Genomic DNA, 12,744 nt, shown 5'->3' on the forward strand with positions numbered 1-12,744 from the left:
GGGAAATTTTGATCGTCTAACGTTGTATCACGAGGCAGGCTTCAATGCAGCAGTGTCCGTGCGTGCGGGCACTAGAAAATCAGCAAAAAGCTGCGCAGCCTGATTCCAGTCAAAGCGCAATGCATGCGCCCTCGCGTTTTCCCTGGGAATTTGCAGTGCCGCCTGAACGGCCTCGGCCAGATTGATGCGCATGGTGCCGCCACAAGGCTGGCCGGGCACCTCTGCCAACACTTCCAGCGGGCCATCGACGGGGAACGCGGCCACCGGAGTGCCCGTGGCCATGGCCTCGAGCATCACCAGGCCAAAGGTATCTGCCCGGCTGGGGAACACAAACACATCAGCCGCCGCATACACACGCGATAGCTCTGCCCGAGGAAGCACACCTAGCCAACACACCTCTGGAAAGCGTTCACGCAGCCGCCCTTCTATGGGCCCGACACCGCAAACCACCTTGGTACCAGGCGTATCGAGCTGGAGAAAGGCCTCGATGTTCTTCTCGTACGACACCCGGCCTACGAACAACTGAACCGGCCTGGCCAGAAGCCCCAGTGGCGGGTATTCACTCGCCTGAGAAGAGAAGGAAAAGAGGTCTGTGTCTACCCCATGAGTCCAGTACCGTAGGTTTTGAAAACCGCGAGTAGCCAGCATGTCCGCCACACCGCGCGTGGGCACCATGACGCCCGACGAGGGCCGGTGAAAATGGCGAAACAGCGCATAGCCCATCCACAAGGGCACTTTCACCGCAGCGTTCAGTATCTCCGGGAACTTGGTATGAAACGCAGTGGTGAACGCCAGGCCGTGACGCAAGCAATAACGCCGGGCAGCCCAGCCAAGCGGGCCTTCGGTCGCGATATGGATGGCATCAGGCTGCTCTTCATCCAGCATGCGGTTGAGTGCAGGGCCAGGTCGCACCGCCAGATCGATGCCCGCATAACCCGGGCAAGGCCTGGTCCGAAACAGGCCCGGTTCTATGACGACCACGGCATCGCCTCTGGCCTTCAAACGTTGCACCAACTCCACCAAGGTAGTGACCACGCCATTGACTTGCGGCTGCCATGCGTCGGTAATCAGTGCAAGCTTCATACGTGCTCCGTTTCAGCAGGCACAGGCATCGGCACTTGCTGCGCGTGCGCGTCGTGCCCGGACAAAGGCTGCCAGTAAATCAGCTCCAGACGGCCATCGTGATGCTCCACCAAGGCGCTGCGGCTTTCTACCCAATCGCCATCATTGCAATAGAGCGTGCCGTTGATACTGCGAATCTCGGCATGGTGAATGTGCCCGCAGACCACGCCGTCCAGTCCCAGACGGCGTGCCTCGGCAGCCACCGCAGTCTCAAAGTCACTCACGTAGTTCACGGCCTTTTTGACCTTGTGCTTGAGATAGCTGGAAAGCGACCAGTAAGGCAGGCCCAGGCGTGCCCGCAGACTGTTGAAATGGCGGTTGACTCTCAACGTGAACTCGTAGGCATAGTCGCCCACATAAGCCAACCACTTGGCACACTGGATCACACCATCGAAATAGTCACCATGGGTGACCCACAGGCGCTTTCCATCCGCCGTGACGTGCACAGTGTCTTCCAGCACTTCGATGCCCCCGAAATTCAAACCCACGAAGCCACGGGCAAATTCGTCGTGATTGCCTGGCACAAAGACCACTCTGCAGCCCTTGCGTGCACGGCGCAATAGCTTCTGAACCACGTCGTTATGCAGTTGCGGCCAGTACCACCGCCTTCGCAACTGCCAGCCGTCAATGATGTCGCCAACGAGGTACAGGGTCTGACTGGTGTGCTCTTTCAGGAAGTCCAGCAAAGGCCCTGCCTGACAGCCTGGCGTGCCCAGGTGGAGGTCTGAAATGAAAATGGCGCGATAGCGCGCCATTTCAGGGGAAGAGGACTCTGGAGGCGCTGGAGTCTCTTCATACCCTCTGCCATCATCCAACGTCGCAGCCTCCCATGACTTGCCGGCTCGCTGCAACGCCGCAAAAGCCGGACCACGGTCCATCAAGCGCGCTGCGGGGATGCATGAAATCGATTGGGGCGCATCAAGCCCATCGCTTTGTGCGCGCAACATCTGTCCAAAGTGAGGGCTGGAGGGCGCATTCATGTTCAGGCAGATCCCAGAAAGTGTTTGCGATAACGTGCGGGTAGATCAGCAATGCGCATGAGCATCGGCAAATCTGCGGTGTTGAAATCCGGATCCCAGGCAGGTGGCCCCAAAACTTTGGCTCCCAGGCGCAGATAGCCGCGTATCAGGGCCGGGGGCTCGACCTGAAGGCTGCCATCCAGGCGCTCGACCGGCAGAGCCAGTCGCGGGCGGACATGCCACTCAATTGGCGCCATATGCGTCGAGCTGACCTGCCGCCAGATGCTGGCTGCCACATCTCCGCTGACCACGCCGCTATGCAGCATGGGAATACTGGCGCAGCCAATCATGGTGTCCAGCTGATTGCGCACCATGAATTCGGCCAAGGCACCCCACAAAGCCATGATGACGCCACCGTGGCGGTGGTCTGGGTGAACACAGCTGCGACCCAGCTCCACCATGCGTGGACGCAGGGTACGCAGCCGCGTCAGGTCAAATTCGGTGTCGCTATAGGTGCTGCCTACGCGCCTGGCTTGTACAGGGGTGAGCACGCGGTAGGTCCCGATCACCTCCTGGGTCTGCTCGTCGCGAACCAGCAAGTGCTCGCAAAAATCGTCGAACAGATCGATATCATGGCCAGGAATGGGGGTGGACAGGCGCGCGCCCATTTCACCTGCAAAGACCTCATGACGCAGGCGCTGGGCCTGTCTTACTTCATCTTGGTGGCGCGCCCAGGCCACCTGAATCCCTTGCCCGTGGCCGTCTGCAGGCCGCTCCACAGCCGTCCTTTGGCCGCTTGGATGAAGTGACCCCCGAGGCAACGCAGCGGGGTGTGCCGAGGGTGACAATGCAAAGGTGGGTGTGGGTAGTTCCTTCATCTCTTATCTCCTTCCGGTTTGTTCGCCATGCCTGCCAATCTTGAATGTCGCCTCTGACAAAACGATGTCATATTTGTGAATGATTGATGACAGCTCAGCCCATGCAACGATGTGAGGCCTGCCAAAATAGAGGCCATGACATCAGAGGCTTTCACTCATTTACTCGGTCCTCATCCGCTAACGCCCTGCCCGGCGGTCAAGGCGTTGGCCGTGACGACGCATGTGCAGGCCCAAGCCGGTCAGTGGGGCGTACAGGTGCATTACGTTCTGCAAGGCGATATCGCTCAACTCCGAATTCCAGCCCAAAGCGCCAGCCCGGGCCCATCTGACAACCTGTGGAAGCACACTTGCTTTGAAGCCTTCCTGAACCGGAGAGGCGAAAACGCCTATGCTGAGTTCAATTTCTCCCCTTCAGGCCATTGGGCCGCCTACACCTTCAGCGACGAACGCACGCGCGACACGCGTGGGGTGGAGATGATTTCTCCTCAAATTGTGTTTACTCAGTCGCCGAAAACACTGTCGATACAGGCCTGGTTGCCCATCTCGGAACCCCGGCATGACCAAACATTCAACCTGGGTCTGGCCGCTGTGATCGAAACGCAGGACGGCAGCCTGAGCTACTGGGCGCTGCATCACCCCGAAGCCCGGTACGACTTTCACCGCAAATCAGGCTGGACAGCCTCATTCTCAATATCATGAAACTTGGAATAGAACGTCTCTTAGCCACTCCGGCGCTGCGTGCCGCCTTGGCAGACCGTCGGGTGGCGCTATTGGCTCACCCCGCTTCGGTCACCCGAGACCTCACCCATTCGCTGGACGCGCTGGCCGCACTTCCCGACATACAGCTCACGGCCGCTTTCGGGCCGCAACACGGACTGCGCGGCGACAAGCAAGACAATATGGTGGAGTCCCCCGACTACGTGGACCCCAGGCTAGGAATTCCTATATTCAGCCTGTACGGTGAGGTGCGCCGCCCTACCGACGCCATGATGAGCAGCTTCGATGTATTGCTGGTGGACCTGCAAGATCTGGGTTGCCGCATCTACACGTTCATCACTACGCTGCGCTACGTTCTGGAGGCAGCTGCCTCGCACGGAAAGGCCGTATGGGTGCTGGACCGTCCTAACCCGGCAGGCCGGCCTGTGGAGGGCCTGACGCTGCGAGACGGCTGGGAAAGCTTTGTGGGTGCTGGCCCCATGCCCATGCGCCATGGAATGACGATGGGCGAGCTGGGTCATTGGTTTGTCGACAGTCTGGGACTCAAACTTGAATACCAGGTGATCAAGATGGAAGGCTGGCAACCAGCGGCAGCGCCTGGCTTTGGATGGCCGAGCGAGCGCAGCTGGGTGAACCCCAGCCCCAACGCAGCGAATCTCTCCATGGCGCGCGCTTATGCCGGCACTGTCATGCTGGAGGGCACCACACTCTCTGAAGGACGTGGGACGACACGGCCCCTGGAGTTGTTTGGCGCACCTGATATCGATACCCGAAGGCTGCTGGCTGATATGCGTGCCATGGCACCCCAGTGGCTGCAAGGCTGCGTGCTGCGCGAATGCTGGTTTGAGCCTACATTTCACAAGCATGTAGGCAAGCTGTGCGCCGGAGTGCAGATACACGTGGAAGATGCCACGCACTACAGCCACGAGGCATTCAAGCCATGGCGCCTGCAATCCCTGGCGTTCAAAGCCCTCCGAAAACAAGCGCCCGACTATCCGCTGTGGCGCGATTTTGCCTACGAGTACGAAAGTGACCGCCTGGCCATTGACCTGATCAACGGTAGCGAGCTGTTGCGCGAATGGATTGACGACCCCAAGGCTACGCCTGATGATCTGGATGCGATAACGACACCCGACGAGTCCGCATGGGAGGAGGCGCGTGCACCTTATCTTCTCTACGAATGATGAGGGCGCGGCTGCATTCAATGCGCCTGGCTTGGCTTGAGGTTGGACTTGGGCTGCTTCAGCCAGGAATTTCGCACATGAGGAGAATCATCCAATGAGTAATGTCACGATCTATCACAACCCACAATGCAGCACTTCACGGAGCGCCTTGGCACTTATCCGCGAAAGCGGTGCGGAGCCTCGGGTTGTGGAATACCTGATAACCCCGCCCAGCCGGGAAGAGCTCAAAGCCATTGCTCTGGCAACGGGAGAGCCTCTGCGTGCGCTGGTGCGAACCAAGCAGGCTGAATATCTTGAGCAAGGTTTGGACAACCCGGCACTCACAGATGACCAACTGATAGATGCCATGCTGGCTACGCCCGTGCTCATCAACCGCCCCATCGTCGTCACACCGATGGGCGCGCGCCTGGGACGTCCTCTGGAGAAGGTGCTGGAGGTCCTCCCCAGCCCCCCTCAGAAGAACGGATAACCGGCGCTTGACTACTTCAGCGTGAAGCGAGCCGTCGCGGGCTTTCCGTTGACAATCACAACCGCCACCGCCTTGGTGCCAGCACTCAGCTTGAAGCTGCCAGTGGCTTCCAGCTTGTCCCCAGCAGGCTTGAGTTCCAGCGCCTGAGTCTCGGAGCCGGTCAACAAGGTGACCTTGGCGGTTGCTTTGGAGATATCGGCCGGCTTGCCGTGGTCGCGTAGATAGAGTTGGATGGATTCAGGCTTGGCCACGAGTTCGTAGTCCATGTCTCTGACTTCGACGACGACACCCCCGTGCAGCGGTTTGTGCGCATGCGCGTGGTCGTGCTTGTCGCCCGCAGCCAGCGCCGCGCTGGCAAACATGGAGCAAGCCATGACAAAGGTAGCGAAATTCTTGGCAGCATGGAGTTTCATGGTTTTCCTCTTCAGTGTGTATAAAAAGTTGTGCTGGGTTTCGCGCAGCGGCGTGCGGCGCTAGCTTCTGTGTTCACAGTGCCTCTGCGTTTCTGTCGCTCACGAGTTTGGCCGCATCCTTTCGGCCAAACAGCCAAAACATGGCGGGCGTGAGAAAGGTATCCAGCAACGTGGAGCTGATCAGGCCCGAGAAGATCACCACCGCCACGGGGTGCAGCACCTCCGTGCCCGGGCGCTCGGCCTCAAACAACAGCGGCGCCAGGGCAAAGGCAGTCACCAGCGCAGTCATGAGCACAGGAGAAAGCCTTTCGAGCGAGCCGCGCACGATCATCTTCTGATCAAAGTTCTCCCCCTCGAATCGCATCAGATTGATGTAGTGGCTGATCTTGAGAATGCCGTTGCGCACCGAGATGCCGGCAAGCGTGATGAATCCGACCAGTGCCGCTACCGAGAGAGGCTGGCCGGAAAGCCACAATCCGATCACCGCCCCCACCAGCGCCAACGGAATGTTCACCATGATCAAGGCCGACAGAATCACGGATTTGTAGCGGCTGTAGAGCACCACGAACATCAACATCAATGACACGATGGACAGCACACCCACCAGACGAGAGGCCTCTTCCTGCGCCTGGAACTGACCGCCCAGAGTGATGAAGTGGCCCTCAGGCAGCTTGGTGTCGTTCACAATGACACGGATGTCGGCCACGATCTCCGACAACGCCCGGCCCGACGCGTTGGCAGACAGCACAATGCGCCGCTTGCCGTCGTCACGGCTGATCTGGTTGGGACCGTCACCGTCTTCTATGGTCGCGACTTTCGAAAGCGGTATGCGCCCCAGGGGCGTCTCTATGAGTATCTGGCCAAGCCCCTCAATGGACCGGGCTGACTCCGGCAGTTTCACCACCAGCGCAAAGCGACGCCCGCCTTCGACGATTTGCGTGATCTTCTCGCCCTCTACCAGAGCCTGCAGAGTTGAAAGCACTTGCGGCGCCGGCACGCCATATTGCGCGGCCGCAGCGTAGTCCACGCGGACCTTGATCTGCGGGGCGAGCACCTGCTTCTCTATCTGCAGGTCCGCTATGCCCGGAATGGCCGCCAGCCTTTGCCGCAGTGAATCCGCCTGGCCACGCAAGGCATCCAGATCATCCCCATAGATCTTGATCGCAATCTGTGAACGCACGCCTGACAGCATGTGGTCGATGCGGTGCGAGATGGGCTGGCCGATCTCCAGCGCTGCCGGCAAGTTGACCAGGCGTGAACGGATATCTGCCTTGATATCGTCCATGGACCGCGTCAGCTCCGAAGCCGGTTTGAGTCCGACATCCAGCTCGCTCACGTGAACCCCTTCTGCATGCTCGTCCAGTTCGGCACGGCCGCTGCGACGGCCCACATGGGTGACTTCTGGCACCTTGCTGACCAGCATTTCTGCCTGCCTGGCCAGCAAGGAACTTTCCGTCAGCGTTACGCCAGGGTTCAGCCGCAGCCCTATCAGCAGAGTCCCCTCGTTGAAAGGCGGCAAGAACGTGGTGGGGAAAAATGGCACGGAAGCCACTGCCGCCACGACTGCCAGACAGGCGGCTACAAGTGCCGCCCTGGGCCGGAGCAGAACGGCCTGCAGACTGTGACGGTAACGCGCCTTCAACCATGCAAGCACCTTGGTGTCCCCATGGTCTAGATTCTTCATGCGGGGCAGCAGATAGAAGCTCAGCACAGGCGTGATCGTGACCGAGACCACCAGCGACGCCAGTGTGGAGACCACGAAAGCAATGCCCAATGGCACGAAGAGCTTGCCCTCCAACCCAGGCAATGCAAAGAGCGGTATGAAGACCAGCACGATGATCACTGTGGCATAGAGGATCGCAGAGCGAACTTCCATGGTCGCGCGGCTCACAATCTCCAGAGGTCCGAGCCGCTGATCGAGGGGTTTGATGCTTTCTTCCTTCAGCCTGCGCAGCACGTTCTCCACCCCCACCACGGCGTCGTCCACCAGCCCGCCAATCGCAATGGCCAGGCCACCTAGCGTCATCGTGTTGATGGACAGTCCAAAGTAGCGAAAGACCAGTGCCGTGATGAAAATCGACACAGGAATGGCCGTCAGCGCGATAACGGTGGGACGCAGCGTTCCCAGGAAGAAAAACAGAATCACAGCCACGAACACCGAAGCGCCTATGAGCTTGCCCTGCAAGGTCGTGATGGAAGCTTCAATGAAGCTGGCCTGACGGAACGTGACGCGTGGTTTCTCCATGCCTGCGGGCAGTGAAGCGTTCAACCCGGCCAGCGCTTCCTCTATGGACTTGGTCAAGCCAATGGTGTCGGCAGTGGGTTGTTTCTGTATGCCCAGAATGACCGCAGGTTTACCTTCGAAGCCGGCATCGCCGCGCTTGATGGCGGCGGCAAACGCCACCTCGGCAATCTGGTGCAGCAGAATCGGCTGCCCCCTGGTTGAGCTGACTGCGAGGTTCTTCAGATCGTCCAGGCGTGAGGTACGACCCAGGTTGCGGATCAGGTATTCCCGGCCATTGAGTTCCAGAAAGCCGCCCGAGGTATTGGCTGAAAACCCCTTGAGCGCCGTCTCAAGCTGATCATGTGTGATGCCCAGCTCTGCCATGCGAGCCGTGTTCGGCTGCACCTGAAACTGCCGCACCTCGCCGCCTATAGGAATGACCTGCGCAACACCGGGTACGGACAACAGACGAGGTCGCAAGACCCAGTCCGCGTACTCTCGCACCGCCATGGGGGTGATCTTCTGCGAATCGACCGGAATGGCGATTTGCATGATCTCCCCCATGACGGAGCTGATGGGCCCCATGCGCGGGACCACGCCTTCTGCCAAGCCTTCCTCCATGGCAGAAAGACGTTCAGACACCAGCTGCCGGGCGCGGAAGATGTCCGTGCTCCAATTGAAGGTCACATACAGAAATGACAGACCTGCCGAAGAAGTGGAGCGCACAGACTCTACGCCGGGCAAGCCGTTCATGGTGGTCTCCAGCGGAAAGGTGATGAGCTGCTCCACCTCTTCCGCTGCCATGCCCCCGGCCTCCGTCATGATGGTTACGGTGGGTTTGTTGAGATCCGGAAACACATCCACGGGCGTGCGCGAGAGTGTGAAAGCGCCATAGGCCATCAGCACGACACTGGCAATGATCACCAGCAATCGATTGGCGAGGCTATTGTCGAGAAGCCACTTGAACATACGGACTCCTCAGCGCACCTGATTGATCAAGGTGGCCCCCTGCGTGGCCACACGGTCACCAGGCTTGAGGCCAGAGGTCACTGCGACGCTCACGCCATCGAGCGGCTCCACCGTGACCGTGCGAGGCTCGAAACGCTCGGGCGCAGTCTTCACCCAGACGACGGTCTGATTGGCCGGGTTCTTCATCAGCGCCGCCACCGGCACGGCGATGCCCTTGATTTTGTCCTTGCTCTGAACAAAAACCCGTACCGGCTGACCCACTGCCAGAGCATCAAGTGAAGCGCCTTGAGCTCGAAACACCAACGGCAAGGCCTGCTCGCGCAAGCTTCTGGCGGCGCCAATGAACGTCAAGGGCATACGCTCTTTTCCGAGCGCCAGCGAGGCGCCACCAACGTTGGCCGCCATGGCTGGATCAAAGCTCAGCGCTTCGATGCGCAAGCGCGCAGGGTCAACGATTTCGAAGACGAGCTCGCGCGCGTCGACGACCTGACCAGCCACGGCGTTGATGGATGCAACGACGCCGGAGACCGGAGCCAGCAGCGCCTCGCGGTTAGAGAGCCCGCCTCCGACGGCAGCTATGCGCTCGGCAAGGCTACCGGCTTCGCTCTGCGCAGCTTCGATTTCCTTGCGGGGCACCGTATCGGACAACTCCTGCAAGCGCGCGGCGCGCTTGTCAGCAAGCCCTTTGGCGGCGCGGAGCTCCGCCAACTGCGCTGATTGATTTGATCGCTCAATGGGTGAAGCCGAAGTCACCACATAAGCCAGCACCTCCCCCTTGCGCACTCTCTGGCCGGGCTCAGGCAAGCCTCGGGGTCCTGATTCCAGACGGCCTGCGTTGATTGGTTGAACCTTGCCTCCTGCGTTGGGGTCCATCTCCACCTTGCCATTCAATTCGAACGTTCTGGGAAGATCGGCTTCATCTGAGAGCAAGGTCCGGACCCCGAGCTGACGTTGCGCAGGTTTGGGCAGAAAAACGGCGCCGTCTGGCAAACGCTGTGGGCCATTGGAATTGACCGCAGCAGACTCGGCGCCATGCTCATGCCCTTCCCCTGCGAACGAGTTCGAGGTAAAACTCAGCGACCAAGCCGCCGTCAAAATCAAAAGAATATTTTTCAGGTTCATGCGGCATCTCCAGGACGGCGTTGGCGGGACGCCGACAGGCGGCGAGCAAAGAAAATCAGGACCAAGAGCGCTAGCGCGCCCCCGACCCAGCTCGCATAGCGAGCCCAGGCGCCGGCAGGTGAGACTGGCTCGGCGTGCGCTTGTTCATGCAGATCAAGCTCGCCAGCCAACAAATCGTTGTCGCTGCCAGCGGCAACAATGGCCGTAACGGGCAAGACGCCGGGCGTGGGCTCAGCAGTCAGAACGACTTCATAGGTGTCTTCATGCGGTTCCGCCTTGAATTTTTCGCCTGCTATGTCTAGCTCTATGCGGGCGTTCGTGACCGGCTCATTGTCGGCAGCGCGGTCAAGCCAGAGCGTGATTCGCTTGCCTTCGAGCACACCCACGAGTTCAAAGAGGTCAGAGACGGCCGCAAAGCGGGGCAATGAAGGACCCATGGCTGCGGGCGCTGCGCTGCCATGATCATGCCCCTCGTCGGCAAGCACCAATGCTGGCAGGAAAAGCGCAGTGGCGATGCAGAGCACTGCCAAGAAAGAAACAGGTTTCATGATGAGTTCAAGTGAGAGGATTAAAAGCCTGGCAACACACATCACTGCGGGAGCAGGCCCAATGCCTGGCGCCAGAGAGAAATGGCGGCAGCCAGCTCTATGCGTGCGCGCGCCGACTGGCGTTCGGCTTCATTGGCTTCGTTTTCAATACGCAGGCGCGTTGGGAGGTCGCTTTCGCCCAGGCGGAAGGACTTGTCGAAAAAGCCACGTGTTTCGCGTGCAAGGATAGCCCGCCGCTCAGCAGCCACCACCTGGCTGCGGGCAGCACCCACGCGAGCCACAGCGGTTTCTCGATCCGACTGCAGGCGCGCCTGGTCCAGCTCAAGCTGCACCTGGGCTTCCAACGCGTCGGCCCGGGCGGCTGCGATGCGGCTGTCATACCGCGGTCCGGCGCCCAGCGGTATCCGGATGCCCACAGAAACCGTGTGCCCGTAGCGCTCTCCGGCACCTCCGCGATCGCGCGTGGTCGCCAAGGTCAACTCTGGGTTGGCACGTGAGCGCGTGGCAGCCAACGCCGCCGTTCTCTCTGCCACTTTGGCGCGATCTTGCAGTTCAACAAGGGCGGGATGCACAGCAAGCTCTGAACCAGAAGGTTCAGCCTCTGCACGGAAGTCGGGGGGGGCCGGTTCTACGGCCGAGGTTGAGCCCGTCAGCGCCTTCAGTTGTTGCAAGGCTGTGATTCGTTCCGCTTCCGCCTGTGCCGCACCCGCCTCTGCCGCAGCGACAGCGCCATCGGCCTGGTGCTGGTCGGCACGCGCCAAGTCCCCGGCCCTGGTTCGACGAGCAACATCTCGCGCAATGAGGCGCGCATTCTCCAGTTGGGCATGCGCCATATCAACGCTATTGCGCGCGCGCTGACAGTTCCACCACGCCTCGCGCACGGTCGCCGCAAGCCGCAAACGAGCGGCCTCCGCTCGGCTCTCCACCGCCGCGCTTTCTGCGTCGACCAGCGCACCGCTGCTTCGTCGCTCACCCGGCAACCAGAGGGGCACGGCAATACCCACTTCAAATTCACGTGAACCGTCGTTGCGCGTCAGCCTGTCGGTCTTGTGGGTCAGCTCAAGCGCGGGCGCTTCGGGGGTCCAGGCGGAAGCCGCGCGCCGATTGGCCTGCACGACATCCCTGCGCCCAGCAAGGGCCTGAAATTCAGGCTGGCGCGCCCAGGCCGCATCAAAGGTGGCCTTCAAGCTGGCCGAAGACTCTGCTGTTTGGGCATATGCGCCGACAGCGGCGCAGGCAATGAAAATGGCAAGCGTCGCCTGCTGAAAACCAATTGAAATTCTTGATCTGGAATGCATCCGATTCTCCAGTGTTGACGGAAACACACAGGAGACCGGCGAGCAGCGACTAGCGGCGGTTAAAACGCCTTGAACAGGTCGCAGCGTGTCCTGACGGACCGTGCGTGACGGTCCGCGTCAGGACGCAGACGGGATGGTAGAAAGCTGAAAAACCCCGCCTCGCCGGTCAGGCGAGGCGTGCCCACTGAGGGCGCTCAGGCTCCGCGGCCGCGTAAGGTGGGCGCGGTTCATCACCGGCGCGGACAGGCGCGCTGGTGGACCTATCGAGTTGCAACTGCTGAGCGCTGATCAACAGGCCGGCAAGCTGTCCGTGGCAATGTCCGCAGTCGTGCTCCAAATCCAGCGCACCGGAGTCTGCAGCATGGCTTGAGTCTGGGCCGGCGGTGCTGGCCGCGCTGGAAGAAAGGTCAGACAGATCATTGTCATGAATTTCCGGCGCATGGTCATGGTGTCCGATGTGGTCCACCACCAAAGTGCCTGGCTTGTGCGCGCAATAACCTGCCACCGCCGCCCAGGTCATCTGGGTTGGCAGCAACACGAACAGGAGAATGACAAGCCAGCGGCGCATATCTAAAAGTGTAGCAGCTACCACACTGCTAACACCCTCTTGCGAGCGGGAAGCCGATTCGCCAACAGGGCTAATGGAGGGAGTTGGGCAGTCGTCAGCAGCCGTCGGCAGCGCCGTGGAGCGTGTGTAATTGTCTTGGATGAAATCAGACGAGCTTGTGCCAAGCCTTCCTAGGGCGTGTCATCAATTAAACCCCCCACGCGTTGCCAAGCCAGGGGGCGCCAGGCTAGGCGTGGCGAGCGCCGTGTACTACTGTACACAAGCGAGCCACAA

General features: G+C 60.3%; 12 protein-coding genes. 3 read left to right on the forward strand and 9 right to left on the reverse strand.

Annotation, left to right across the window (positions count from 1 at the left end; all coding sequences use genetic code 11):
- Positions 1-27: 27 nt before the first annotated feature.
- The 3 genes from ABIE13_RS26955 to ABIE13_RS26965 form a co-directional block, all read right to left on the reverse strand.
- On the reverse strand, positions 28-1,083 hold the full coding sequence (locus tag ABIE13_RS26955; RefSeq protein ID WP_354449306.1) for a glycosyltransferase family 4 protein: 1,056 nt from the start codon (positions 1,081-1,083) through the stop codon (positions 28-30).
- Positions 1,080-1,877, reverse strand: a complete 798-nt coding sequence (locus ABIE13_RS26960; protein WP_354449327.1) for a UDP-2,3-diacylglucosamine diphosphatase — start codon at positions 1,875-1,877, stop codon at positions 1,080-1,082. Before ABIE13_RS26960 ends, ABIE13_RS26955 begins: the two co-directional genes overlap by 4 nt.
- 227 nt (positions 1,878-2,104) lie before the next feature.
- Entirely contained in the window at positions 2,105-2,959 is an 855-nt protein-coding gene (locus tag ABIE13_RS26965) for a GNAT family N-acetyltransferase (RefSeq protein ID WP_354449308.1), read from the reverse strand.
- A gap of 135 nt (positions 2,960-3,094) precedes the next feature.
- Between ABIE13_RS26965 and ABIE13_RS26970 the strand changes: the two genes are divergently transcribed.
- The 3 genes from ABIE13_RS26970 to arsC all read left to right on the forward strand — a co-directional run bounded on the left by ABIE13_RS26970 (position 3,095) and on the right by arsC (position 5,329).
- Positions 3,095-3,658 carry a DOMON-like domain-containing protein gene (locus ABIE13_RS26970; RefSeq protein ID WP_354449310.1) on the forward strand — a complete coding sequence of 188 codons (564 nt, stop codon included), beginning with the start codon at positions 3,095-3,097 and terminating at the stop codon, positions 3,656-3,658.
- The gene (locus tag ABIE13_RS26975; RefSeq protein WP_354449311.1) at positions 3,655-4,860 is read left to right on the forward strand and encodes an exo-beta-N-acetylmuramidase NamZ family protein; all 1,206 of its coding nucleotides are present in this window, start codon (positions 3,655-3,657) and stop codon (positions 4,858-4,860) included. The genes ABIE13_RS26970 and ABIE13_RS26975 overlap by 4 nt, the downstream gene beginning before the upstream one ends.
- Positions 4,861-4,954: 94 nt before the next feature.
- On the forward strand, positions 4,955-5,329 hold the full coding sequence (arsC, locus tag ABIE13_RS26980; protein ID WP_354449312.1) for an arsenate reductase (glutaredoxin): 375 nt from the start codon (positions 4,955-4,957) through the stop codon (positions 5,327-5,329).
- 11 nt (positions 5,330-5,340) lie between these two features.
- On the opposite strand, the gene ABIE13_RS26985 is transcribed toward arsC, so the two are convergent.
- The 6 genes from ABIE13_RS26985 to ABIE13_RS27010 all read right to left on the reverse strand — a co-directional run bounded on the left by ABIE13_RS26985 (position 5,341) and on the right by ABIE13_RS27010 (position 12,471).
- Positions 5,341-5,742 (reverse strand): hypothetical protein, encoded by a 402-nt coding sequence (locus ABIE13_RS26985; protein ID WP_436278494.1) that lies wholly within the window; start codon positions 5,740-5,742, stop codon positions 5,341-5,343.
- 73 nt (positions 5,743-5,815) lie between these two features.
- Entirely contained in the window at positions 5,816-8,935 is a 3,120-nt protein-coding gene (locus ABIE13_RS26990) for an efflux RND transporter permease subunit (RefSeq protein WP_354449314.1), read from the reverse strand.
- Between the two features lie 9 nt (positions 8,936-8,944).
- Positions 8,945-10,057 (reverse strand): efflux RND transporter periplasmic adaptor subunit, encoded by a 1,113-nt coding sequence (locus tag ABIE13_RS26995; RefSeq protein ID WP_354449316.1) that lies wholly within the window; start codon positions 10,055-10,057, stop codon positions 8,945-8,947.
- Positions 10,054-10,605: a hypothetical protein gene (locus ABIE13_RS27000; protein WP_354449318.1), complete on the reverse strand. Its 552-nt coding sequence runs from the start codon at positions 10,603-10,605 to the stop codon at positions 10,054-10,056. The genes ABIE13_RS26995 and ABIE13_RS27000 overlap by 4 nt, the downstream gene beginning before the upstream one ends.
- A 41-nt stretch (positions 10,606-10,646) precedes the next feature.
- The gene (locus ABIE13_RS27005) at positions 10,647-11,903 is read right to left on the reverse strand and encodes a TolC family protein (protein WP_354449320.1); all 1,257 of its coding nucleotides are present in this window, start codon (positions 11,901-11,903) and stop codon (positions 10,647-10,649) included.
- A gap of 166 nt (positions 11,904-12,069) precedes the next feature.
- The gene (locus ABIE13_RS27010) at positions 12,070-12,471 is read right to left on the reverse strand and encodes a hypothetical protein (RefSeq protein WP_354449322.1); all 402 of its coding nucleotides are present in this window, start codon (positions 12,469-12,471) and stop codon (positions 12,070-12,072) included.
- Between the last annotated feature and the right edge of the window lie 273 nt (positions 12,472-12,744).

It is taken from the genome of Ottowia thiooxydans, assembly GCF_040548795.1.
Lineage (GTDB): Bacteria > Pseudomonadota > Gammaproteobacteria > Burkholderiales > Burkholderiaceae_C > Ottowia > Ottowia thiooxydans_A.